General features: G+C 61.0%; 20 protein-coding genes and 1 pseudogene. 6 read left to right on the top strand and 15 right to left on the bottom strand.

Annotated features, from left to right (window positions below; translation table 11 throughout):
* From ACOSV0_RS20030 to ACOSV0_RS20075, 10 genes and pseudogenes are all read right to left on the bottom strand, one after another.
* Positions 1-1,056 carry a branched-chain amino acid ABC transporter permease gene (locus tag ACOSV0_RS20030; protein WP_434107856.1) on the bottom strand — a complete coding sequence of 352 codons (1,056 nt, stop codon included), beginning with the start codon at positions 1,054-1,056 and terminating at the stop codon, positions 1-3.
* A gap of 206 nt (positions 1,057-1,262) precedes the next feature.
* The gene (locus ACOSV0_RS20035; protein ID WP_434107857.1) at positions 1,263-2,423 is read right to left on the bottom strand and encodes an ABC transporter substrate-binding protein; all 1,161 of its coding nucleotides are present in this window, start codon (positions 2,421-2,423) and stop codon (positions 1,263-1,265) included.
* A 403-nt stretch (positions 2,424-2,826) separates the two neighbouring features.
* Positions 2,827-2,964 (bottom strand): annotated as a pseudogene (locus ACOSV0_RS20040) (ABC transporter substrate-binding protein); the annotation flags it as partial.
* Positions 2,965-3,585: 621 nt separating this feature from the next.
* Positions 3,586-4,557 carry a branched-chain amino acid ABC transporter permease gene (locus ACOSV0_RS20045; protein WP_434110339.1) on the bottom strand — a complete coding sequence of 324 codons (972 nt, stop codon included), beginning with the start codon at positions 4,555-4,557 and terminating at the stop codon, positions 3,586-3,588.
* Positions 4,557-5,441, bottom strand: coding sequence for a branched-chain amino acid ABC transporter permease (locus tag ACOSV0_RS20050; RefSeq protein ID WP_434107858.1), 885 nt, complete (start codon positions 5,439-5,441; stop codon positions 4,557-4,559). Before ACOSV0_RS20050 ends, ACOSV0_RS20045 begins: the two co-directional genes overlap by 1 nt.
* A gap of 195 nt (positions 5,442-5,636) precedes the next feature.
* A complete protein-coding gene (locus ACOSV0_RS20055; RefSeq protein ID WP_434107859.1) occupies positions 5,637-6,851 on the bottom strand; it encodes an ABC transporter substrate-binding protein in 1,215 nt (404 codons plus the stop codon).
* Positions 6,852-6,917: 66 nt separating this feature from the next.
* The gene (locus ACOSV0_RS20060; RefSeq protein ID WP_434107860.1) at positions 6,918-7,676 is read right to left on the bottom strand and encodes an ABC transporter ATP-binding protein; all 759 of its coding nucleotides are present in this window, start codon (positions 7,674-7,676) and stop codon (positions 6,918-6,920) included.
* Entirely contained in the window at positions 7,673-8,452 is a 780-nt protein-coding gene (locus ACOSV0_RS20065) for an ABC transporter ATP-binding protein (protein WP_054038612.1), read from the bottom strand. Before ACOSV0_RS20065 ends, ACOSV0_RS20060 begins: the two co-directional genes overlap by 4 nt.
* 453 nt (positions 8,453-8,905) lie before the next feature.
* On the bottom strand, positions 8,906-10,621 hold the full coding sequence (locus tag ACOSV0_RS20070) for a GMC family oxidoreductase (protein ID WP_434107862.1): 1,716 nt from the start codon (positions 10,619-10,621) through the stop codon (positions 8,906-8,908).
* Between the two features lie 1,129 nt (positions 10,622-11,750).
* On the bottom strand, positions 11,751-13,289 hold the full coding sequence (locus ACOSV0_RS20075; protein ID WP_434107864.1) for a CoA-acylating methylmalonate-semialdehyde dehydrogenase: 1,539 nt from the start codon (positions 13,287-13,289) through the stop codon (positions 11,751-11,753).
* Positions 13,290-13,422: 133 nt separating this feature from the next.
* Between ACOSV0_RS20075 and ACOSV0_RS20080 the strand changes: the two genes are divergently transcribed.
* Together ACOSV0_RS20080 and ACOSV0_RS20085 are read left to right on the top strand one after the other, a co-directional pair.
* A complete protein-coding gene (locus ACOSV0_RS20080; protein ID WP_434107866.1) occupies positions 13,423-14,322 on the top strand; it encodes a LysR family transcriptional regulator in 900 nt (299 codons plus the stop codon).
* A 374-nt stretch (positions 14,323-14,696) separates the two neighbouring features.
* Positions 14,697-15,233 (top strand): class IV adenylate cyclase, encoded by a 537-nt coding sequence (locus tag ACOSV0_RS20085; RefSeq protein WP_120302736.1) that lies wholly within the window; start codon positions 14,697-14,699, stop codon positions 15,231-15,233.
* 89 nt (positions 15,234-15,322) lie between these two features.
* Here the strand turns inward: ACOSV0_RS20085 and ACOSV0_RS20090 are convergent, their stop codons facing one another.
* Positions 15,323-15,814: an Lrp/AsnC family transcriptional regulator gene (locus tag ACOSV0_RS20090; RefSeq protein ID WP_054042727.1), complete on the bottom strand. Its 492-nt coding sequence runs from the start codon at positions 15,812-15,814 to the stop codon at positions 15,323-15,325.
* 148 nt (positions 15,815-15,962) lie between these two features.
* Here ACOSV0_RS20090 and phhA point away from each other — a divergent pair, with 148 nt between their 5' ends.
* Together phhA and ACOSV0_RS20100 are read left to right on the top strand one after the other, a co-directional pair.
* Positions 15,963-16,853: a phenylalanine 4-monooxygenase gene (phhA, locus tag ACOSV0_RS20095; protein WP_434107867.1), complete on the top strand. Its 891-nt coding sequence runs from the start codon at positions 15,963-15,965 to the stop codon at positions 16,851-16,853.
* A gap of 103 nt (positions 16,854-16,956) precedes the next feature.
* Positions 16,957-17,247 carry a 4a-hydroxytetrahydrobiopterin dehydratase gene (locus ACOSV0_RS20100; RefSeq protein WP_434107868.1) on the top strand — a complete coding sequence of 97 codons (291 nt, stop codon included), beginning with the start codon at positions 16,957-16,959 and terminating at the stop codon, positions 17,245-17,247.
* A gap of 94 nt (positions 17,248-17,341) precedes the next feature.
* On the opposite strand, the gene ACOSV0_RS20105 is transcribed toward ACOSV0_RS20100, so the two are convergent.
* Entirely contained in the window at positions 17,342-17,566 is a 225-nt protein-coding gene (locus ACOSV0_RS20105; protein WP_325047281.1) for a DUF3717 domain-containing protein, read from the bottom strand.
* Between the two features lie 184 nt (positions 17,567-17,750).
* Here ACOSV0_RS20105 and ACOSV0_RS20110 point away from each other — a divergent pair, with 184 nt between their 5' ends.
* Positions 17,751-18,437, top strand: a complete 687-nt coding sequence (locus ACOSV0_RS20110; RefSeq protein ID WP_028197606.1) for a response regulator transcription factor — start codon at positions 17,751-17,753, stop codon at positions 18,435-18,437.
* A 142-nt stretch (positions 18,438-18,579) separates the two neighbouring features.
* The gene (locus ACOSV0_RS20115) at positions 18,580-20,079 is read left to right on the top strand and encodes a sensor histidine kinase (protein WP_434107870.1); all 1,500 of its coding nucleotides are present in this window, start codon (positions 18,580-18,582) and stop codon (positions 20,077-20,079) included.
* 70 nt (positions 20,080-20,149) lie between these two features.
* Here ACOSV0_RS20115 and ACOSV0_RS20120 read toward each other — a convergent pair whose 3' ends face one another.
* From ACOSV0_RS20120 to ACOSV0_RS20130, 3 genes are all read right to left on the bottom strand, one after another.
* Complete coding sequence (locus tag ACOSV0_RS20120) at positions 20,150-20,662, bottom strand: SET domain-containing protein (RefSeq protein ID WP_434107872.1); 513 nt, start codon at positions 20,660-20,662, stop codon at positions 20,150-20,152.
* 220 nt (positions 20,663-20,882) lie between these two features.
* Positions 20,883-21,995 (bottom strand): NADH:flavin oxidoreductase/NADH oxidase, encoded by a 1,113-nt coding sequence (locus ACOSV0_RS20125; RefSeq protein WP_434107873.1) that lies wholly within the window; start codon positions 21,993-21,995, stop codon positions 20,883-20,885.
* Positions 21,996-22,068: 73 nt separating this feature from the next.
* Positions 22,069-22,782, bottom strand: coding sequence for a glutamine amidotransferase (locus tag ACOSV0_RS20130; RefSeq protein ID WP_434107874.1), 714 nt, complete (start codon positions 22,780-22,782; stop codon positions 22,069-22,071).
* Positions 22,783-22,808 lie beyond the last annotated feature (26 nt).

Here is a 22,808-nt window from a genome sequence, read left to right on the forward strand (position 1 = left end):
TCACTCCTCTTCCTCTTCCGAGTGCGCGCTGGCCAGACTCCGCCACAGCAGCACCGGGATGATTAGCGTGAACACGATCACTTCCTTATAAGCGCTCGCCCAGAACGACGAATACGACTCCAGCAGGCCGACGAGAATCGAACCCGCAGCGGCCAGCGGATAGCTGACCAGGCCGCCGATAATCGCCCCCACAAAGCCCTTCAAACCGATCAGGAAGCCCGAGTCGTAGTAGATGGTGGTCAAGGGTGCAACGAGGATGCCGCACAGCGCACCGAGGCCCGCAGCGAGCGTGAACGCGAGGCGCCCTGCCTGCGTCGTGCCGATGCCGACGAGCCGCGCACCGAGCCGGTTCACCGACGTCGCGCGCAAAGCCTTGCCGGAAATCGAGCGATCGAAGTACAGGTACAGGCCACCGATCAACACCACCGCCGTGCCCACCACCCACAGGCTTTGTCCGGAAATGGACAACGTACCGAGATTGAAGGTCGCATCGGAAAACGCCGTGGTGCGTGAGCCTTCCGCGCCGAACATCACAAGCCCGAGGCCGACCATCGCAAAGTGCACCGCCACCGCCACGATCAGCAGCAACAGCGTGGTCGCCTCCGCGATCGGTTCATACGCGAGCCGGTAGACGAACGGTCCCATCGGAATCACGATCAGCAGCGTCAGCGCGATTTGCGCGATCATCGGCAGCGGGTGCAGGAAAACGCCTTGCGTGAGCGCGTAAACCGCGACCGGGAACAGCAGGTATTTGCCGACCAGCATCACCAGCGTGCGCGCCGCATGCCGGCGCCGTTCGGGATGCCGCACCAGCCCCGCTATCTCGACGACAAAACACGCCGCGCCCATCGCCATCAGCAACCAGCACGTCGCCGGAAATTTCTGTGTCTGCAATGCGGCGAGCGTCAGCGCGCCGTACGAAACAAACTCGCCCTGCGGGATGAAGATCACCCGCGTCACGGAGAACACCAGCACCAGCGCGAGCGCGAGCAGCGCATAGATGGCGCCGGTGGTGATGCCGTCCTGCGCGAGGATCGCCGCAATTGATAGATCCATACTTCCTCGTCCTGAAGCGTCGAAATCGAAACCGGGAAACAGTCCGTGGCGGCAGAACCCCTGGCCGGTCACTGACCTGCAATGCCAGAAAAGGCGACCGCCGCGCCGGAACATGGCGCGGCGGTCGTTGCCATTGTCATCGAACAGAATGGCAATGCGGCATGACATGCCGCAGGTTGCGCGAGAGGCGCGTACCGCTTTTGTTGTTAGTCGTTCTGCAGCTTCCATTTGCCGTCGACAATCTGCACGATCACGCGTGCGCGCTTGTCGAGGCCGTTGTGGTCGGTCGTCGTGGTGTTCATGATGCCGTGCGAAACCGGCAGCTCCTTGATGTTTTCAAGCGCACCACGCAGCGCCTCGCGGAACGCAGGCGTGCCCGGCTGAGCAGTCTTCAGCGCAACCGGAATCGCAGCTTGCAGCATCTGGCCGGCATCCCATGCATGACCGCCGAAGGTCGCCACCGAGCCCGCGCCATACGCTTTCTCGTACGCTGCCTTGTACGCTTCCGACGACTTCTTCACCGGATTCGATTCCGGCAACTGATCCGCCACGAGGATCGGGCCAGCCGGCAGGAACTCGCCTTCGCAATCCTTGCCGCAAACGCGCAGGAAGTCGTTGTTGGCGACGCCGTGCGTCTGATAGACCTTGCCCTTGTAGCCGCGCTCCTTGAGCGTCTTGGCCGGCAACGCCGAGGGCGTACCCGCGCCCGCGATCAGCACCGCATCCGGGTTCGCGCCCATCGTCTTCAGCACCTGGCCGGTCACCGATGCATCGGTGCGGTTAAAGCGTTCGTTGGAGACGATCTTCAGATGGTGTGCCGCGGCCGCGGCAGTGAAGACGTTGTTCCAGCCGTCGCCATACGCATCCGCGAAGCCGATGAAACCCACCGTCTTCACGCCGTGACGCTCCATGTAGTCGGCGATCGCGTCAGCCATCAGGCTGTCGTTTTGCGGCGGTTTGAAGGCCCATGCGCGCTTGGCGTCCATCGGCGAAATGATCGCCGCCGATGCCGCCAGCGAAATCACCGGCGTCTTGCCTTCGGCCGCGGGGTCGAGCATTGCCAGTGAATTCGGCGTGACAGTCGAACCGATGATTGCGTCGACGTGGTCTTCGTCGATCAGCTTGCGCGTGTTCTGCACGGCCTTGCCGGTGTCCGATGCATCATCGAGGATGATGTATTGCACGGTCTTGCCGCCAATCTCTTTCGGCAGCAGCGCGATCGTGTTCTTTTCAGGAATCCCGAGCGATGCAGCCGGCCCCGTGGTGGATAGCGTGACGCCGATTTTCACCTGCGCGAAGGCAGCGCCCGCACTGCACATCAACGCCATCGCGATACCGGTGCGTACCCATTGCTTTGTCTTTTTCATGCAAGTCTCCAAACGCTTTGAAGCGCGTATCTGAATCCGGCGCACGGGCCGGGTGTCTGAATCTAGTTATAGGGTTCAGGCATGCCAAGCATGGTTTTCCCTGCTCAACGCCAATGCCTTCGCCGTTCTGGTGCTACTCCCTGCTGCTAACCACTACTGCGATTTCGGTGCGTTAAACACTAATATGTTAGTAGTATTGCGTTCTGCATCATTCATGGTCAATAGACTGTCGCCCGAATGCGGGTTTGTCCTGAAACCGACCGCTTTGGCTACGCTTTGACCGCCCGTATTTCACTCGTCCAGCGCACTTCATGCACCGCCATTCATCAAATGCGGGCAATAAAAAAGACGCGTCAACTGCACGCGTCTTGTTTAATGGGGTTCCGTATCGCCTCGTCTCCACTCAGTCGCCGGACCGCTTCCACTTGCCGCCGGCGATCTCCACCATCACACGCGCCTGCTGGTCGAGATCAGCGTGGCTGTTCGTGCTCATGTTGAAGATGCCATGGGAAATGGGCATGTCTTTCGTTCTTTGCGCGGCGACGCCGATTTTCACGTCCGCGAATGCATGGCCGCTCCACGCGGCGGATGCTCCGGTGGCGACTCGTGCCGCGCTCATCCAACGCAATGCCGATTTCATCCCGCTCCCCTATCTACCCCGTTATTCATTTGAATTCAAATTCGCAAATTCGATTCCCCGACCAAGCGGTCGGTGAATGGCAAGTTTAGCGGACAAAAGCCCCGCGCTGCAAGCAATTTGCAGGGTGGCAACGAGTGAAATCGGGAGTGATCCGGTGAATAAAAAAGGGGCACCGAATTAGCGGAAGATTTGAATGGCGAATAACGGAAAATGCAAATAAAAAGCGCTGTTGGATATCAATCCAACAGCGCTTTCGTCTGGGCACTGAGTGCCTCATTGTCTCCTCGTTCTCCACCTGCAAAATTCGTGGTGCATCAGAACTGCATGAAGATTAAACGAGCACCTGGGTGACTACAACTAGCAATTACCCTAGTGGTGCACTGCGGCACAAATTTGGGGCACGTTTGGTGCAGCTTGGGTCGCGGGGGTCAACAGCGCACAATACAGGACCCGGCTCAACCGACGTCAGGACCGCCGGATTATATCGGATGCCAAAGCAATTTAGCATCCGGCACCACGGTTTCAGGCTCGCAATGGCCGCACACGCGCGACGATCTCACCGACAATGCCGCGTCTGAACGCCAGCACACAGGCAATGAAAATCAGGCCGGTGACGATGGTTACCGATTCACCCAGCGACTGGAACCATGCGACACCCGTCGACGAAGCCAGCGCCGTACCGATATCGCCGAGCCGGTCTTCGAGCGCGACGATCAGCGCCGCACCGAGTAGCGGCCCAAACAGCGTGCCCATTCCGCCGACGAGCGTCATCAGGATCACGAGGCCCGACATGGTCCAGTAGGCGTCGCTCAGCGTCTCGAAGCCCTGCACCAGCACCTTGAGCGAGCCCGCCAGACCGGCGAGTCCTGCGGACAGAATAAAAGCCAGCAACTTGAAGCGATCGGTGTCGTAACCGAGCGACACGGCACGCGGTTCGTTCTCCTTGATCGCCACCAGCACCTGCCCGAACGGCGAGTGCACGATCCGCACGATCAGCAGGAATGCCAGCACCATCACCGCCAGCACGACAAAGTACAGCGCCACGTCCGACGACAGATCCAGCAAGCCGAACAGCTTGCCGCGCGGCACGCCTTGCAGACCGTCCTCGCCGTGCGTGAACGGCGCTTGCAGGAACACGAAGTAGACCATTTGCGCGAGCGCCAGCGTCACCATCGCGAAGTAGATGCCCTGCCGGCGGATCGCAAACAGACCGACTACCAGCCCAAGCAGCGTCGCTGCGGCAGTGCCGGCCAGCACACCGAGTTCGGGGGAAAAACCAAGCGTCTGCATCGCGTAGCCGGTGACGTAGCCGGCCGAAGCGAGAAACATCGCATGACCGAACGAGAGCAGGCCCGTGTAGCCGATCAGCAGATTGAAGGCCGCAGCGAACAACGCGAAGCACAGCACCTTCATGACGAATAGCGGATAGATGCCGAGCACGGGCACCGCGAGAAGCGCGATCAGCAGCAGACCGTAGAGCACTTTTCTCTGCATCATTTTTCCTTGCCGAAGAGACCCGCCGGGCGCACCAGCAACACCAGCGCCATGATTACGAAGACGACGGTCGCCGACGCTTCCGGGTAAAACACGCGCGTCAGCCCCTCGATCACGCCGAGCATCAGGCCGGTCAGAATCGAGCCCATGATCGAACCCATGCCGCCGATCACGACCACCGCGAACACGGTGATGATCATCGGCTGGCCCATCAACGGCGAGACCTGGATCACCGGCGCGGCCAGCACGCCGGCGAACGCCGCCAGCGCGACACCGAAGCCATACGTGAGCGTGATCATCAACGGTACGTTGACACCGAACGCCTCGACCAGCTTCGGGTTTTCGGTGCCCGCGCGCAGGTAGGCGCCGAGGCGCGTCTTCTCGATCACGAACCACGTCGCGAAGCAGACCGCGAGCGACGCCACCACCACCCACGCACGATAGTTCGGCAGGAACATGAAGCCGAGATCGGTCGCACCGGCAAGTGCCGACGGCACGTCGTACGGCTGGCCGGAAGAACCGTAGATCGAACGGAACACGCCTTCGACCACCAGCGTGAGTCCGAAGGTGAGCAGCAGCCCATAGAGGTGATCGAGCTTATACAGCCAGCGCAGCATCGAGCGCTCGATCAGAATGCCGAACACGCCGACGATCAGCGGCGCGAGCACCAGCATCACCCAGTACGGCAGATTGAAATACGACAGGCCCATCCACGCGAGCATCGCGCCGAGCATGAACAATGCGCCATGCGCGAAGTTGATCACGTTGAGCAAGCCGAAGATCACGGCCAGACCCAGGCTCAGAATCGCGTAGAACGAGCCGTTCACGAGCCCCAGCAGCAACTGGCTCAGCATTGCCGGTAGCGGAACGCCAAAGATTTCCATTGAAGCCTTAATCCCTTAAGCCAACGACCTGGTGAGATCGGTTGCGCACGATCCAGCCGGCGTGCGACCGGTGAGGAAAACGCCGATCGCACGTGACTTGCGAAACGCTTTGTCATCGGTCTGTGTACCATCCCGGTGCGACGCATTGCTTACCAGGATTGGTACACAGACGTCCGTCTGGTTATCAATCCGCGCTTATTTCCACAGCGCGCAGCGCGTTTCAGCCTTGGTCGTGAACGCCTGCTCGCCCGGAATCGTCGCAGTGATCTTGTAGTAGTCCCACGGCTCTTTGGATTCGGCCGGCGTCTTCACCTGCATCAGGTACATATCGTGGATCATGCTGCCGTCCTGACGGATGTAGCCCTTCGCGTAGAAGTCGTCGATCTTGGTCTTCTTCAGTTGCGCCATCACCTTGTCGGAGTCGGTCGAACCAACTGCTTTCACCGCGTTCAGGTAGGTCATGGTCGCGGAGTAGTCCGCAGCCTGCAGGCTGGACGGCATCTTCTTCATCTTGTCGAAGTAGCGCCGCGCCCACGCGCGCGTCGTGGCGTCCTTGTTCCAGTACCAGCTGTCCGTCAGCACCAGGCCTTGGGTCGTTTCCAGACCCAGACTGTGGACGTCGTCGATAAACATCAGCAGCGCGGCCAGCTTCATCGTCTTCGTGATGCCGAATTCCTTGGCGGCCTTGATCGAGTTGATCGTGTCGCCGCCCGCGTTGGCGAGGCCGAGGATCTGCGCCTTCGACGCTTGCGCCTGCAACAGGAACGACGAGAAATCCGATGCCGACAGCGGATGACGCACGGCGCCCAGCACCTGGCCGCCGTTGGCCTTCACCACGTCCGACGTATTCTTTTCGAGCGCCTTGCCGAATGCGTAGTCAGCGGTCAGGAAGTACCACGTCTTGCCGCCCTGCTTCGTCACCGCCGAACCGGTGCCCTTGGCGAGCGCCGTCGTGTCGTACGCATAGTGGATCGTGTACGGCGTGCACTGTTCATTGGTCAGGGTGTCGGCGCCCGCGCCAATGCTGATGTAGACCTTGTGCTTTTCACCGGCCACGGTGTTCATGGAAAGGCCGGTCGCCGAGTTCGTGCCGCCGATCAGCAGATCGACGCCGTCACGGTCGAACCACTCGCGTGCGCGCGATGCCGCGATATCCGCCTTGTTCTGGTGATCGGCGTAGACCACCGTCACCGGCTTGCCATTGACCTTGCCGCCAAAGTCAGCCACCGCCATGCGGATCGCCTCAAGGCCGCCTTGTCCGTCGATGTCCGCGTACAACCCCGACATGTCGGTGATGAAGCCGATCTTCACTGCATCGTCAGCCGCTTGCGCGCTGCTCATCGTCAACGCGGCGCCGGCGGCAACCGCGAAACATAGTGTGGCAAGCCGCGCGAGTGGGTTCTTTTTCATTCGTGTCTCCTGGTTTCTTCGCTTGTGGTTATCAGAGGCAATCGGACGCTTCTCGTTACTTCCTGTCTATACGCCCAGTAGGTCGTGCAGTACGGGCATCTTGCTTTCGAGCTCAGCAGCCTCGAAGTGCTCCACGATCGCACCGTGCTCCATCACATAGAAGCGATCGGCGAGTGGCGCGGCAAAGCGGAAATTCTGTTCGACCATCACGACGGTGTAGCCGCGCGCCTTGAGCGTCATGATCATGCGGGCGAGCGCCTGCACGATCACCGGCGCAAGACCTTCCGAGATTTCGTCGAGCAGCAGCAGACTCGCGCCGGTGCGCAGAATGCGCGCGACCGCCAGCATCTGCTGCTCGCCACCCGAGAGCCGCGTGCCCTGGCTCATGCGGCGTTCCTGCAGATTCGGAAACATCGAATAGATTTCTTCGAGCGACATCATGTGCGCCTTGTCGCCGACGGGCGGCGGCAACAGCAGATTTTCCTCGCACGAGAGGCTCGAAAAAATTCCGCGCTCTTCCGGGCAATAACCAATGCCACAGTGCGCGATGCGATGTGTGGGCAGGTTGACGGTTTCGCGTCCGCCGATGCGGATCGAGCCGGTGCGCCGGCCCGTCAGCCCCATGATCGCGCGCAGTGTGGTGGTGCGCCCCGCGCCGTTACGGCCCAGCAGCGTGACGACTTCGCCGCGGTTCACCGTCAGATCGACGCCATGCAGGATATGGGACTCCCCGTACCATGCCTGCAAACCCGCGATCTCCAGCGCGGGGGCACCGCCAGCCGTGCCGCTCACCTCGAGGCTTTCGCGCTCGGCAATCGTATTCATGCGTGGGCTCCGGCGAGCGCCGCGTCGGCGCTGCCCATATAGGCTTGCATCACGAGCGGGTTCTTCGACACTTCGGCGTAGCTGCCTTCGGCGAGCACTTCGCCTCGTTGCAGCACGGTGATGGTGTCGGAGATGCCGGCGATCACGTTCATGTTGTGCTCGACCATCAGGATCGTGCGGCCGCTCGATACTTTCTTGATCAGGGCGGTGACGCGATCGACGTCTTCATGGCCCATGCCTTGCGTCGGTTCGTCGAGCAGCATCAACTCGGGCTCCATCGCGAGCGTGGTGGCGATTTCCAGCGCGCGCTTGCGGCCATAGGACAGTTCTACCGTGAGTACGTCGGCGAAATCGGTCAGTCCGACCTGGGTGAGCAAATCCATTGCCCGATCGTCGAGTTGACGCAGCGTGCGTTCGCTCTTCCAGAAATGAAATGCCGTGCCGAGCACGCGCTGCAATCCAATACGCACGTTCTGCAATGCCGTCAGATGGGGAAATACCGCGGAAATCTGAAACGACCGGATGATGCCGCGACGGGCGATTTGCGCCGGGCGTTCACTGGTGATGTCGATTCCGTTGAAGACGATCTGACCCGCTGTCGGTTCGAGGAATTTGGTGAGCAGGTTGAAGCAGGTGGTCTTGCCTGCCCCATTGGGGCCGATCAGCGCATGGATCGAGCCACGGCGCACGCGCAGGTTCACCCCGTTCACGGCGATAAAGCCTTTGAACTCGCGGGTGAGACCGCGCGTTTCGAGAATCGTATCGCCGAGAATCATGTTCCCTTCCATACGGAGTAAGGCGAAGCATTACGATTTTCCGCGCGAACGGCTGCGCGGCTTTTTTACGACGAGGGCACCCCGTGCCGCTCGTTGGCGTGCTGCACCAATCCGGACGGTAATCCATGGGGCGGCACGCAGCATGGCTGCCATTGTCGCGCCAATGATGCAGCGCATTCATCGGGATTTGCACTTAGTGGATGACGACTGTTTGAAGCAACGTCGAGGCATGTTCAAGCGCTGCTTCCATCTTTCTCGTGACGCGCCCAAGGGATGTGCAAGCGGCGCGTCAACCTTGCCCGGCGCGCAACTGGGGGATGCGCGGGCGGCACTTCAACCGGTCGCGGCGCGTGTCCGGGCGATACGCGAGCGATGCGTCACTCGTGCTCGAGGCATGCCAGGGAAAGTCCGAGGCGCACGCGGCGGCCTCGGCTCCTGTTGCCACATTGCGTGTCACATAGCGGACATGAACGGCGCAGCACTCGACTGAACCGCGACGCTGCCGGCCACGCGTGCGCGGCGGTCTTCGCGAATCATGTCGCTGGCGCGTTCGGCGATCATCAGCGTCGGCGAATTGGTGTTGCCCGAAGTGATGAACGGCATGACAGACGCATCGACCACGCGCAAACCGTCAACCCCGATAACTCGCAGGCGGTTATCGACTACCGCGCCAGGATCGTCGACGGTGCCCATACGGCAGGTGCCGACCGGATGAAAGATAGTGGTGCCGACCGCGCCCGCGGCCTGCTGGAGTTCCTCTTCGGTCTGGTACTGAATGCCAGGGAGAATCTCTTGCGGCCGATAGGGCGCGAGCGCTGGTGCGGCGGCAATACGGCGCGTGAGACGCAATGCGTTGGCGGCGACGTGCCGGTCGTAATCGGTGGACAGATAATTCGGTGCGATCAACGGTGGCGCCGAAGCATCGGCTGATTCGATGTGAATGCTGCCGCGCGAGGTCGGCCGCAACTGGCACACCGACGCGGTGAATGCATTGAAGCGATGCAACGGTTCACCGAAGCGATCGAGCGAAAGCGGCTGCACGTGATATTCGAGGTCGGGGCGCGTGAGCGAGCGATCGTCCGGATCGGATTTGGCGAATGCCCCGAGTTGCGACGGCGACATCGACATGGGACCGCTTTGAAAGAGCGCGTACTGCATGCCGATCATCAGCTTGCCCCACCAATGCGCGGAGGCAGTATTGAGCGTGCGTACGCCGTCGACTTTATACGCCATCCGCAATTGCAGATGATCCTGCAGATTTTCGCCGACGCCGCGCAGATCTTTCACCACCTCGATGCCGAGATTCTGCAGACGTGCGCCATTGCCGATACCTGAGAGTTCGAGCAATTGCGGCGAGTTGACTGCGCCAGAGCTGAGGATCACTTCACAACGGGCTTTGGCGAGAAAGTCGATGTTGTCGCCGCGATATTCGACACCGTTGCAGCGACGCCCTTCGAACACCACGCGCTGGGTGTGCGCACCGGTGATGACGGTGAGATTCGGCCGCTTGAGTGCCGGGCGCAAGAATGCTTTCGATGCATTCCAGCGGATGCCGCGTTTCTGATTGACATCGAAGTAACCGACGCCGGTGTTGTCGCCGCGATTGAAGTCGTCGGTGGCCGGTATGCCGGCCTGTTGTGCCGCTTGTGAAAACTCTTCGAGGATCTTCCATTTCAGGCGTTGCTTTTCAACACGCCATGGGCCGCCTGCTCCATGCGATTCGGACGCGCCGGCGTGGTGGTCTTCGCTGCGTTTGAAGATGGGGAGGACGGCGTTCCAGGACCAGGAGGCGTCATTGGTGACGCGGGCCCATTCGTCGTAGTCTTCGCGCTGGCCGCGCATGTAGATCATGCCGTTGATCGATGAACTGCCACCTAATACTCTGCCCCGTGGGTATGAGAGGGCACGGCCGTTCAGGCCGGGTTCCGATTGGGTTTTGTAGAGCCAATCCGTGCGGGGATTGCCGATGCAGTAGAGATAGCCTACCGGCACGTGGATCCAGTGGTAGTCGTCTTTGCCGCCGGCTTCTAGCAGTAGGACCTGTATTTCTGGATCTTCGGTCAGGCGGTTGGCCAGCACGCAACCTGCCGTTCCGGCGCCTACTATGATGTAGTCGAATTCGCCTTCCAGGCGGCGGGTTTTCGGTGGTGATTTTTCGGTGGTGCTCATTTGTTTAGTCTCCTAAGCTTTTTTCCCTGCGGGGCGATTTTTTGTTTTTTCGCCTACGGCGTAGGGCTCTTGCTGGATTTGTTTGCCTGCGCGGCGCTTTGCTTGCCTGGTTGCCTGTGGTGTTGGCCTTTCCTTGTCTGGTTGCCTACGGCGTTGGCCTTTCCTTGTTTTCTTATTGGTTTATTAGCGTCGCCCCTGTGCGGGGCAGGCACCTACTTTTCTTTGCCTGCTGCAAAGAAAAGTAGGCAAAAGAAAGCAGCTCACCCCGCCAGCTTATAAGCGGGTCCCCCGCACAGTCACGGTAGTGGTGCATCTGGAATCCGTGCCCTCGCACATTCGGCCTTCGTGACAAGGCAGTCATTCTTCCGGCGGCGCTGCGCGCGCCGAAGCGTACTTCATAGAACCAGACTCCACGTGTTGGCATTCGCGCTCCATTCGTCGCTCCACCGAGGCAAAGCCAATGACCCCGGCTCAACAAACCCTCTTGGCTTCTCACGCAATTCCGTCGGCGCCAAGCAAAGCCGACACCTCTCACCACGCCCAAATGAAACACCCTGGCTTCTCACGCAATTCCGTCATCGCCAAGGCAAAGCCAACAGCTCCCACCGCGCGCAAACGAAGCCCTTGGTTTCTCACATAACTCCGTCGTCGCCGGGGCAAAGCCGACGGCCCCCACCGCGCCCAAACGAAACACCCGGGTCGCCCACGCAATTCCGTCGTCACTGAGGCGAAGCCGATGGCCCCCACCACACCCAAACGAAGCCCTAGGTTTCCCTAGCAAACCCGTCCGCGACGCACGCAGTGCGGAGTGGGAGCGGATGAACCCTTTGTCACTCACGCCGAATGTGCGAGGGCACAGATTCCAGATGCACCACTACCGCGGCTGTGCGGGGGACCCACTTAAGAATTAGCGGGGTGAGCCGCTTTCTTTGCTTATCTTTCTTTGCGGCGGCAAAGAAAGTAAGTGCCTGCCCCGCACAGGGGCGAACGCTAATAGACCACGAAGAAAACAAGGAAAGGCCAACGCCATAAAAACACAGACAAGAAAGCGTCGCGCAGACAACCAGATCAAGCAAAACCCCAACACCACAAGCAAGCAACCAAGAAAGCGCCACGCAAGAAAACCCGTTTATTTAGCCACCGGCATAGTGAACTCAGCCCCCTTGGCGATGCTATCCGGCCACCGCTGCATAATGCTCTTATACCGCGTATAGAACCGCACCCCCTCCTCCCCATAGGCATGGTGGTCACCAAAAAGAGACCGCTTCCATCCACCAAAAGAATGCCAAGCCATCGGCACAGGAATCGGCACATTAATCCCCACCATCCCAATCTCGATCTGCCGCGAAAAAGCCCGAGCCACGCCGCCATCGGAGGTAAACAACGACACCCCATTAGCAAACTCGTTAGCGTTGATCAACTCAACAGCAGAAGCAAAATCCGGCACCCGCACAACACACAGCACCGGACCAAAAATCTCTTCACGGTAAATCTTCATGTCGGTCGAGACATCATCGAACAACGTGCCGCCGAGAAAGAACCCCTTCTCATGTCCCGCCACCTGATGGCCACGCCCATCAACTACCAGCTTCGCACCAGCAGCAACACCCGCATCAATGTAACCAGCTACTTTGTCGCGATGCGCCGCCGTCACCAACGGCCCCATCTCGGCTGCCGGTTCCATGCCGTTCAGAATCTTCAGGCTCCTGACTCGCGGCGTCAGTCGCTCGATCAGTTCGTCGGCAATATGCCCCACGGCAACGGCCACCGAAATCGCCATACAGCGCTCACCCGCCGAACCATATGCCGCACCAATCAGCGCGTCGACAGCCTGATCGAGATCCGCGTCCGGCATCACTACCAGATGATTCTTCGCACCGCCCAACGCCTGGACGCGCTTGCCGTGCTTCGTGCCTTCCGTATAGATGTACTCGGCAATCGGCGTCGAACCGACAAACGACAAAGCGCTCACCTCCGGATGCACGAGCAAGGCATCGACCGCCACCTTGTCACCATGCACGACGTTGAACACGCCATCCGGCAAACCCGCCTCCTTGAACAGTTCAGCCAATCGGATCGAGGCGGACGGATCACGCTCTGACGGCTTCAGCACAAACGTGTTGCCGCATGCAATCGCCACCGGAAACATCCAGCACGGCACCATCATCGGGAAATTGAACGGCGTAATGCCGGCGACCACGCCCAGCGGCTGACGCAGATTCCAGTTGTCGATGCCGCCGCCGATCTGGTCGGTGAAATCGGTCTTCAACAGGTTCGGAATGCCGCACGCGAATTCGACGATCTCGATGCCACGCATCACCTCGCCCTTCGCATCCGAAAACACCTTGCCGTGCTCGCGGGTAATCAACTCCGCCAGTTCGTCATGGTGACGGTCGAGCAATTCCTTGAACTTGAACAGTACGCGCGCCCGCTTGATCGGCGCGGTTTCGCTCCATGCAGGAAACGCGGCGTTGGCCGCGGCGACGGCCGCGTCTACTTCAGCAACGCTCGCCAGTGGCACGCGCGCACTGACGCTGCCCAGCGCGGGATTGAAGACGTCGCCGAAACGGCCGCTCGTGCCGCCGACCGTCTTGCCGTTGATGAAATGGGTCAGCACGCCTGCACCCGTCTCGCTCCGGACGGTCTCGTCCTGATATGTCTCGCTCATCTTCCTGTCCTCTTCCTATGAAGGTCTTCCGCCCACCGCAACCGGCGTGATGAACGCAAGCGTACGGCGCTTCGAGGTGACAAATCCAATGAGTAATGCTCAACTGCGCTATAAGCCGCGCTAATATCAGGATATGGATCTGACTCTGTTACGGGCATTCGTCACCGTCGCGCGCGAGGGCAACCTCACGCGTGCCGCGGTGCAGCTTCACCTGACCCAGCCTGCCGTCAGCCTGCAAATCAAGCATCTGCAGGAGACGCTCGGCGTGACGCTGTTCACGCGGACTTCGCATGGGCTTTCGCTGACACGCGACGGCCAGGCCCTGCTGCCTCATGCCGAACGTGCACTGGGCGCCGCAAGCGACGTGCAGCGTGCGGCGGCGGCGCTGCGTCACGAAGTGCGCGGTCGATTGCAGATCGGCACGATTCTCGACCCGGCTTTTCTGCGTCTCGGCGGTTTTCTCAAGCAGCTGGTGGAAACCTGGCCGCACATTGAAACGGCGTTACGCCACGGCATGTCGGGTTGGGTGCTGGAACAGGTTCGCGCGGGGGAACTGGATGTGGGCTACTACATCGGCCTTCCATCCGATGACGATACCCGCGACGGCGCTGCCTTTCACGCCGTCACGCTCACGCATTTCCAGTACCGCGTGCTGGCGCCAGCGGGCTGGAAAGATCGCGTGAAAGGCGCGCGCGACTGGCGCTCGCTCGCCGCGCTGCCGTGGATCTGGACGCCGCCCGCGTCCGCGCATAACAGATTGTTGACGCGCTGCTTCGGTGAGGCCGGCGTAAGACCGGTTAAGGTGGCCGAAGTGGATCAGGAACCGTCGATGCTCGATCTGGTGAAATCAGGCGTCGGCCTGACGCTCGCGCGCGACGCCACCGCAATCGCCGAAGCCCATGCACACGCATTGACCATCGTCGAAGGCGTGACCGTGCCGACCCAGCTCAGCTTTATCACGCTGGCGGAGCGCAAGGACGAACCGGCGATCGCCGCCGCATTGAAGCTGATCGAGCAGCAGTGGGCGACTTGAGGACGGTACGAAAAACGGCGTGGGACCATCCCGAAGGCACCACAACCGCAAAGGCGATATGAGCCGTCCTCATGACAGCCGCCCACCATGCGACCGATTAATCATCTCGCCGCGTGTCCTCGCAGGCCGCTTCCGGCCGGTGGTGCAAGCAGAGCAACCAGCCGGGCGGTCACTCGGGGTCCGCCTCGAAGCCCGCATTTACTGGTCTCGTCATCTGAAACCACACCGTCACGCACTTTTTGTTAGATTGAGGGTTCGCGCTCACGCGCCGGCCCCGCATCGTTTCTGTTCCGTCTGACTTCGTCCTTCCCGGCAGCTTCGCCCCGGCAACACCGGAAGCTGCCGACCACGCCATCCTTCGACAGGAGCCTGACATGGCACGCAACATTGAAATCAAAGCCCGCGCCCAGCATTTCGAGCAACTGCGCGAACGCGCCGCGAAGCTCGCACCGGACGCGCCACTGATCTTTCGCCAGCAGGACTTTTTCTACGATGTGCCGCGTGGCCGCCTGAAGCTGCGCCAGTTCGACGACGGCACGCCGGCCGAACTGATCTTCTACCAGCGCGACGACCGCGACGGCCCGAAGGCGTCGTATTACACGCGCAGCCCGGTGACCAACCCTGAAGCGATGCACGCGCTGCTCGCCACGGCGCTGACCACACGCGGCATCGTCACGAAGGAACGTCACGTCTATCTGACAGGCCGTACGCGGATTCATCTGGATCGGGTCGATGGTCTCGGCGACTTCGTCGAGCTCGAAGTCGTGCTGGCTCAGGACGACGACGAAGAAAGCGGCCATGCCGAAGCACACGCCATGTTCGCGACCCTCGGCGTGCCGGAATCGGATCTGGTGGCGGTGGCCTACGTCGACTTGCTGAGCCCGGACAGCGAACCCAAGCAAGCTGCGTAAAACTTAAGCATCAAGGGTCGCGGCGGCATCCGCCCAGGAACTGCGACCCTACACACCCTGAACAGCAGAAAGGCCAGGAAGGCGCCGCTTCAAGCGGCGGCCGCCCCCGGCGACAGATGCCCGAGCGGCAGCGGCCCATTGCGCTTGAACGTGGTCAACACGATATTGGAGCGCACGCTGTCGACACCCGGTACACGCATCAGCTTCTTCATCACGAACGTCGAGAGATAGTTCAGATCGGGCGCAACGATGCGCAGCAGATAATCGGCGTCGCCGACCACTGCGTGACATTCCAGTACTTCCGGCAGCACCTCGATCTGTTGCTGGAATTGTTCGATGATCGAATCGCCGTGATGCTTCAACTTCAGACTCGTAAACGCCGTTACGCCAAGGCCGAGTTTTTCCGGCCGCAGCACGACGCGGTAACCGTCCACCACACCGACCTGCTCTAACCGCTGCAAACGCCGCCCAATCTGCGACGGTGACAGCGGCACCTGCTCAGCCAATTGCTGATGCGTGGCCCGGCCGAAGCGCTGAAGAACGTCTAGCAGCGCGAGATCGAAGTGATCGAGTTCTAACATGATCGATATCCGCATTGAATCCATAATTTATGCACGATTATTGCATACTGATGCATCGTAACGCCATCGTTGCGCCCTTTCCGCACGCCTGCCGCTCTACACTTGCATTACCGTTTCAATCCGCAGTCACCGTAGAGCACGCAGCAACATGTCCACAGCCAACACCGCCAAACTCAAGGAGCAATTCGACGCCGGCCTCGAGACCCGCGCCGATTTCACCATCGACCAGCCGACCGAGCGCTATGGCGCGGTCGACCACGCCGTATGGCAACAGCTTTATGCACGCCAGACCGCGTTGCTCAAGGGCCGCGTGTGCGATGAGTTTCTGGCAGGCGTCGACCGTATCGGCATGCCGCACGACCGCGTGCCCTCGTTCGACGAAATCAACGCGAAGCTGACGCCCGCAACGGGCTGGCAGATCGTCGCCGTGCCGGGACTCGTACCCGATCAGGTGTTCTTCGAGCACCTGGCGAACCGCCGTTTTCCAGTGACATGGTGGATGCGCCGCCCCGACCAACTCGATTATCTGCAGGAGCCGGACTGTTTTCACGATCTGTTCGGCCACGTGCCGCTGCTGATCAATCCGGTATTCGCGGACTACATGCACGCATACGGCCGCGCCGCGCTCGCCGCCAACGACGCCGGCGCCCTGCCGCTGCTCGCGCGGCTCTATTGGTACACAGTCGAGTTCGGCCTGATCCGCGACGCAGCGAGTCCGAACGGCGTGAAGATCTACGGCGCGGGCATTGTGTCGAGCAAAGGCGAGACGCTTTACAGTCAGCAAAGCGCAGCGCCGAACCGGCTGGGCTTCGACCTCGAACGTGTGATGCGTACGCGCTACCGCATCGACACGTTCCAGAAAACCTACTTCGTGATCGACGACTTCGCGCAATTGTTCGGCGTCGCGCAAACCGATTTCGCGCCGCTGCTGGAAAAGCTGGCTGCAGAACCGGCATTCGCGGCGGGCGACGTGCTCGAGCACGATCACATCATCACGCGCGGTTCGCAGGAAGGCTGGCAAGCCGACGGCGATATCTGACAACACCGCTTGAGCAGGCCGTCAGCGGGCTGACCGCATCCGTGAAAAAATAGCGGATGCGCACGCCCACTGGCGCGCCTGTTCAGGTTAACGAGGTAGCACCATGATCCATAAACTGACTTCCGAAGAACGCGCCACGCAGATTGCGGAACTGCGCGGTTGGCAAGCCGTAGCGGGACGCGACGCGATCCAGCGTCACTTCGAATTCGCCGACTTCAACGAAGCATTCGGCTTCATGACGCGCGTGGCGATCAAGGCACAGGAAATGGACCACCATCCGGAATGGTTCAACGTGTACAACAAGGTGGAGATCACCCTGTCGACGCACGAGGCCAATGGCTTGACCGAACGGGACATCAAATTGGCCCAATTTATCGACAGTATTACGGTTTGATACAGGCAATCATGCGCCTTGATGCACGCTGAATCGAACAATCTGCCGGTAATGAAAGGGCATTGCAGGCAATCTGGCGCTCAAACCTTCAGTTCTACAGGCTATTATTAAGGCGCACGTAAGAATCCCACGCGAGCCTGGCAATCCCGTCTAAACGATCCGGTGATAGCGTGTGCTGACGCTGTACAATCATCAGCGCATACGGCTTGGAGAGCGCGCTTGCCTCCTTGCACAGAACGAGTTCGTCGCCGCTCGAAGGTGAGCGGGCGCGCCAGAAGTTGATTGCGGCTTCCAGTTCGTGAATCGTTATCTCGGACATGACGTCGTGATCGCTCGGTGGCCGCTTTATGGCTGCTTCTTGGCTATTTCATGGCTGCTCGATAGCTGCTTCGTGGCCGCTGTGTGCCGGTTCGGCACGGCCACGCCGCACGTTACCTGTGCAGCAGGCGCCCCGGCGAACCGCTTGCCCAGACGCCTAAAACCATTGTACTTGAGCGAAATCCATGCGACTCCTTCTGATCGAAGATGACCGCCCCATCGCACGCGGCATCCAAAGCAGTCTCGAACAAGCCGGCTTCACCGTCGACATGGTCCATGACGGCATTTTCGCCGAACAGGCCCTTACGCAAAACCGCCACGAGCTGGTGATCCTCGATCTGGGCTTGCCCGGTATCGACGGCATGACGCTGCTCGCGCGCTTCCGTCAGAGCAATCGTCATACGCCGGTGATCATTCTCACCGCGCGCGACGAGTTGAACGACCGCGTGCAAGGCCTGAATTCCGGCGCGGACGACTACATGCTGAAGCCGTTCGAACCCACCGAACTCGAAGCGCGCATCCGCGCCGTGATGCGCCGCAGCGGCCCGCACGGCGACATGCCGCGTCCGGAAGTGTCGTTGGGCGGTGTGCGTCTGTCGGGCGTCGATCGCCGCATTTTCAACGACGACAAGCCGCTAGAACTGTCGCCGCGCGAATTCGCGGTGCTCGAAATGCTGCTGCTGCGCCATGGCCGTGTGGTCAGCAAGGCCCAGCTGCAAGACCATCTGACGCACTTCGGCGGCGATCTCGGCGATACCGCGATCGAAGTCTACGTGCACCGGGTGCGCAAAAAGCTCGAAAACTGCCGTGTCGAAATCGTCACGGTACGCGGCTTCGGTTACCTGTTGCAGGAAATCCGTCAGGCCGCATAATCGTCGCAAGGGCCGCAATCTGTGTTGCGGCCTGACAGCGCCGGGCCGGCGCCGCGCACTCGGTGCGCCACTCGCCGGCATCCGGCGAATTTTCACGGCGCCACGGTGCTTTACGCCGTAGCCTCTTTCCGCGCGTTCGATCATGCCCCAGCCGGCCGCCAATAGTCTGCGCCGCACGCTGCTGCGGCGCCTCGCTGCTCCCCTTTCGCTGCTCGCCCTGATGAGCGGCCTGATCGCTTACTGGCTGGCTTGGCAGTACACGCAGCATGTGGTCGACCGGTCGCTCGCCGATCTCGCCACCGCGATCTCCAAACAGATCCAGATTGCCGGGCCGGATGCACGCGTCACGGTCCCGCCGCTCGCGCAGGCCATGTTCTCCGATCCGGTCGAACACCTCGTCTATCGAATCAGCAACGGCGAAACCGAAATCGCCGGCGACCACAATCTGCCGCTGCAAGGTACCAGCGTACGGCGTATGCACTATGCGTACGTCTTCGAAACGCAACACGAAGGCGTGACGGTACGCGTGGCCCAGGTACGCGTCGATCAGCCGGTCGGTAATCCGATCATTGTCGAAGTGGGTCAGCCCGTCCATCACCGTTTTCGCATCGCCGCCGAATTTCTGGTCGCGATCATGATGCCGCTGCTGTTGCTGCTGCTGGCGGGCTGGGTGATCGTGTGGCGCGTGGTCAACCAGCAGCTCAATCCGTTGACCGATCTCGCGGACTCGCTGAACCGGCAAACCCACACGTCGCTCGAACCGGTAGACGAAACCTATGTGCCGGTTGAAATCCGGCCGCTCACCGGCGCGCTGAACGCACTGCTTGGCCGTCTGAAAACCGCGCTCGACGGCCAGCGCAAATTCATCGCTGACGCCGCGCATCAGCTGCGCACGCCGCTTACCGCCGTCAAGCTGCATGCGGAACAGGCCGCGGTCGCGCGTGACCCGCAGCAGACCCTTGCCGCAGTCCGTGAGCTGCGTGCAGCGGCCGACCGCGCCGTGCGGCTGTCGAACCAGTTGCTTTCGCTGGCGCGCGCGGAGCCGGGCGAACAGGCGGCACGTTTCGTCAATGTGGATATGGCCGCACTCGCTTTCGATACGGGTGCGGAATGGGTGCCACGCGCATTGACTTTCCACGTCGACCTGGGCTTTCAGCGTCTCGACGACCCCAACGATCATCCGCTGATGGCGCGCGGCAATCCGGTGCTGCTGCACGAAGTGATCGCCAATCTGCTGGATAACGCGCTCAAGTACGTGCCGCCGTCGCGCTTCGATGGCGGTCGCATCACCGTGACGGTGTCGCAAACCCTGATCGACGATCTGCGCATGGCCGAGATCATCGTCGAAGACAATGGGCCGGGCGTGCCGCTCACGCAGCAAGCCGATCTGTTCAAACGGTTCTTCCGCGGCGACGGTCAGACCGACGCCGGTGTGGATAGCGGCGCCGGTCTCGGTCTCGCGATCGTTCACGACATCATGGTGCTGCATCACGGCAGCGTGCATTACGAAGATGCGCCGGAAGGCGGTGCGCGCTTTATCGTGCGTATTCCGCTTGTACCGGGCAGCGTTCTGCACGACGTCGATCCCGAGGTGCGGCGCCCGGCAAAAAAATCGGCGCACTCGGCGCCGATCGATATGTGACTCTCTAGTGAGTCAATGCACTGCCACAGGCTGCCTCGAGTTCGCTTACGCTCAACTCAGGCAGCCTGCTTCATTTCTTTTTCGCTTTTTTCGCCTTCTTCACCGTCTTGTCTGATCTGGAAGCGCCCTTCTCTTTCTCCGGCGGAGCCAGCATCGTGCCGCGGCACTTGCGCGCGCCGCAACGGCATTCGTATTCCTTCTTGAGCTTCCTGGTCTGGCGCTCGTCGATGACGAGGCCATAGTCGTAAAAGACTTCCTCACCTTCGGCGATGTCACGCAGCGCGTGCACATACACGTGCCCGTCGATCTCTTCGGCTTCGCAGTTCGGCGCGCATGAATGGTTGATCCAGCGCGCGCTGTTGCCGTCCACTTTGCCGTCGATCACCTTGCCGCTATCGAGCGCAAAATAGAACGTGTGATTCGGTTCGTCCGGATTATGCGGATGACGGCGCAACGCTTCTTTCCAGGAGATCCGCTCACCCTTGTATTCGATCAGCCGCTCGCCTGCCGCAATCGGCTCGATGGCAAACACGCCTTTGCCGTGCACACCCGAACGGCGCACGGCGATCCTGCGTGAACTCATTGAATGAATCCTTGTGAAGAACTAGGGGTGAAGATCCGGCAGCCGCCAGAAATGCCCGCGTGTAACGCGCTGCTTTTTCTGACGCGGATAGCAAACGCGGCGCCTTGCGAGCGCCGCGTCGACTTGCGACGCTCATGCGCCACATCCGGCATCCTACACGCTCAATACGTCTTCGTTCAACCGTCAAAAAGACGTATACGCACAGGACCTGCCGGCAAGTTCAGCGTTGTCCGAACGAAATCTCGCCGAACAGTGCCTTTTGCTCGCGCGGTTGCGAGCGCCAGTACTGCGGCGGCGCTTCGACGGTCGCGCCGAGTTGCGCCGCGGCGTGCCACGGCCAACGCGGGTTGTACAACAACGCGCGGGCCAGTGCGATCAGATCGGCATCGCCCGCTTCGATAAGCTGCTCGGCATGCAGCGGATCGGTAATCAGGCCCACGCCGATCGTCACGAGGCCCGTTGCCTGTTTGACAGCCTTCGCGAACGGAATCTGATAGCCCGGCTCAAGCGGAATTCTCTGCAATGGGGAGACGCCACCGGACGACACGTCGATCCAGTCGCAGCCGCGCTTTTTCAACTCCAGCGCGAACGTGATCGTGTCCTCGAGCGTCCAGCCGCCTTCAACCCAGTCGGTTGCCGAGACACGCACGCCAACCGGTTTGTCGGCGGGAAACGCCGCGCGCACGATGTCGAATATTTCGAGCGGAAAGCGCATGCGGTTTTCGAGCGAACCGCCGTAGTCGTCGCTGCGTTGGTTGGCAATCGGCGACAGGAATTGATGCAGCAGATAGCCGTGCGCGGCGTGCACTTCCAGTGCATCGAGACCAAGGCGCGCGGCGCGACGTGCGGAAGCGGCGAAGGCTTCTCGAATCCGGTTCAATGCAGGTGTATCCAGGGCCAAAGGCGGCTCTTCACCTGCTTTATGCGGCAACGCCGACGGCGCATGCGGCAGCCAGCCGCCTTGTGAAACCGGAATCAGCTGACCGCCTTCCCAAGGCGTGTGGCTCGACGCCTTGCGTCCTGCATGCGCCAACTGCATCGTCACACGAATGTGCGAATGCTTGCGAATCGCAGCCAGCACCGGCACAAGCGCGGCTTCGGTGGCGTCGTCCCACAGTCCAAGATCGCCGGGCGTGATGCGTCCGTCCGGCTCGACCGCGGTCGCCTCGATACACAACATGCCGGCGCCGGATAACGCGAGACTGCCGAGATGGATCATGTGCCATGCGGTAGCCTCGCCACGTTCGGCGGAATACTGGCACATCGGGGACACAACGATACGATTGGGAAGCGTCACGCTACGCAGCGTGAGCGGGGAAAAAAGCGCGCTCATGGATTACGCCCAGTAGAAACCCGAGAGCGAACGAGCATAGCACCGCGGGTGATTGTCTGCAGGCGCGCGCAGATCAGGGTTTCGGCTCGACCTGATCGAGCCACTCGCCGAACATCCGGCGCGCGGCGACTTCCAGCGTCGGACCGAATTGCGCGGTCTCGGCCCGCAGCTGGCGCGCATCGATACCGTGGCCGGCAATCTCGCCGGCATTGCCGATCAGCCAGGGTTCGAAACGATCAGCGCGAATCTCCGGATGACATTGCAGACCCAGCACATGACCACCCCAGGCGAACGCCTGGTTTTCGCACGCCGGGGTCGAAGCGAGACGGGTGGCGCTGTCGGGCAGATCGAAGGTGTCGCCGTGCCAATGCAGCATCGACGTATGCGCGCCGTCCAGATGACGCACCGGCGAAGCACGGCCCGCATCGGTAAGCGTAAGCGGGGTCCAGCCGAGTTCGGTATGGCCTGCGGGATAAACACGCGCACCAAGTGCACGGGCGATCAATTGCGCACCGAGGCAGATGCCGAGCGTCGGCAAACCGGCGGCGATCCGCTTTTCGATCATGGAGAGCAACGGGACGAGCGTCGGATAAAGCGCGTCGTCGGTTGCACTGATCGGGCCGCCGAGCACGACCATCAGCGACGCAGCAACCGGGTCCGGCGCGTCGATCCGGGCAAAGCCGACATCGAGATAGCGCACCGGGCGACTCCGTGCACCGAGTTCCAGTTCAAGACTGCCCAGATCCTCGAAGTGCACATGGCGAATGGCCAGAACTTCGTGATTCATCAGCCTGCCCCACCTTCAGGTTGACT

The organism is Paraburkholderia caffeinilytica, assembly GCF_051027425.1.
In the GTDB taxonomy this organism is placed as follows: Bacteria; Pseudomonadota; Gammaproteobacteria; order Burkholderiales; family Burkholderiaceae; genus Paraburkholderia; species Paraburkholderia caffeinilytica_A.

What these genes read in the sequence shown, in the direction of transcription:
- ACOSV0_RS20115 (WP_434107870.1), top strand. Translation starts at nt 18,580, where the DNA reads ATGCCCCAGCCGGCCGCCAATAGTCTGCGCCGCACGCTGCTGCGGCGC.
- ACOSV0_RS20075 (WP_434107864.1), bottom strand. Translation starts at nt 13,289, where the DNA reads ATGAGCGAGACATATCAGGACGAGACCGTCCGGAGCGAGACGGGTGCA.
- ACOSV0_RS20045 (WP_434110339.1), bottom strand. Translation starts at nt 4,557, where the DNA reads ATGCAGAGAAAAGTGCTCTACGGTCTGCTGCTGATCGCGCTTCTCGCG.
- ACOSV0_RS20035 (WP_434107857.1), bottom strand. Translation starts at nt 2,423, where the DNA reads ATGAAAAAGACAAAGCAATGGGTACGCACCGGTATCGCGATGGCGTTG.
- ACOSV0_RS20120 (WP_434107872.1), bottom strand. Translation starts at nt 20,662, where the DNA reads ATGAGTTCACGCAGGATCGCCGTGCGCCGTTCGGGTGTGCACGGCAAA.
- ACOSV0_RS20125 (WP_434107873.1), bottom strand. Translation starts at nt 21,995, where the DNA reads ATGAGCGCGCTTTTTTCCCCGCTCACGCTGCGTAGCGTGACGCTTCCC.
- ACOSV0_RS20110 (WP_028197606.1), top strand. Translation starts at nt 17,751, where the DNA reads ATGCGACTCCTTCTGATCGAAGATGACCGCCCCATCGCACGCGGCATC.
- ACOSV0_RS20080 (WP_434107866.1), top strand. Translation starts at nt 13,423, where the DNA reads ATGGATCTGACTCTGTTACGGGCATTCGTCACCGTCGCGCGCGAGGGC.
- ACOSV0_RS20130 (WP_434107874.1), bottom strand. Translation starts at nt 22,782, where the DNA reads ATGAATCACGAAGTTCTGGCCATTCGCCATGTGCACTTCGAGGATCTG.
- ACOSV0_RS20030 (WP_434107856.1), bottom strand. Translation starts at nt 1,056, where the DNA reads ATGGATCTATCAATTGCGGCGATCCTCGCGCAGGACGGCATCACCACC.
- phhA (WP_434107867.1), top strand. Translation starts at nt 15,963, where the DNA reads ATGTCCACAGCCAACACCGCCAAACTCAAGGAGCAATTCGACGCCGGC.
- ACOSV0_RS20070 (WP_434107862.1), bottom strand. Translation starts at nt 10,621, where the DNA reads ATGAGCACCACCGAAAAATCACCACCGAAAACCCGCCGCCTGGAAGGC.
- ACOSV0_RS20055 (WP_434107859.1), bottom strand. Translation starts at nt 6,851, where the DNA reads ATGAAAAAGAACCCACTCGCGCGGCTTGCCACACTATGTTTCGCGGTT.
- ACOSV0_RS20060 (WP_434107860.1), bottom strand. Translation starts at nt 7,676, where the DNA reads ATGAATACGATTGCCGAGCGCGAAAGCCTCGAGGTGAGCGGCACGGCT.
- ACOSV0_RS20105 (WP_325047281.1), bottom strand. Translation starts at nt 17,566, where the DNA reads ATGTCCGAGATAACGATTCACGAACTGGAAGCCGCAATCAACTTCTGG.
- ACOSV0_RS20065 (WP_054038612.1), bottom strand. Translation starts at nt 8,452, where the DNA reads ATGATTCTCGGCGATACGATTCTCGAAACGCGCGGTCTCACCCGCGAG.
- ACOSV0_RS20085 (WP_120302736.1), top strand. Translation starts at nt 14,697, where the DNA reads ATGGCACGCAACATTGAAATCAAAGCCCGCGCCCAGCATTTCGAGCAA.
- ACOSV0_RS20050 (WP_434107858.1), bottom strand. Translation starts at nt 5,441, where the DNA reads ATGGAAATCTTTGGCGTTCCGCTACCGGCAATGCTGAGCCAGTTGCTG.
- ACOSV0_RS20100 (WP_434107868.1), top strand. Translation starts at nt 16,957, where the DNA reads ATGATCCATAAACTGACTTCCGAAGAACGCGCCACGCAGATTGCGGAA.
- ACOSV0_RS20090 (WP_054042727.1), bottom strand. Translation starts at nt 15,814, where the DNA reads ATGTTAGAACTCGATCACTTCGATCTCGCGCTGCTAGACGTTCTTCAG.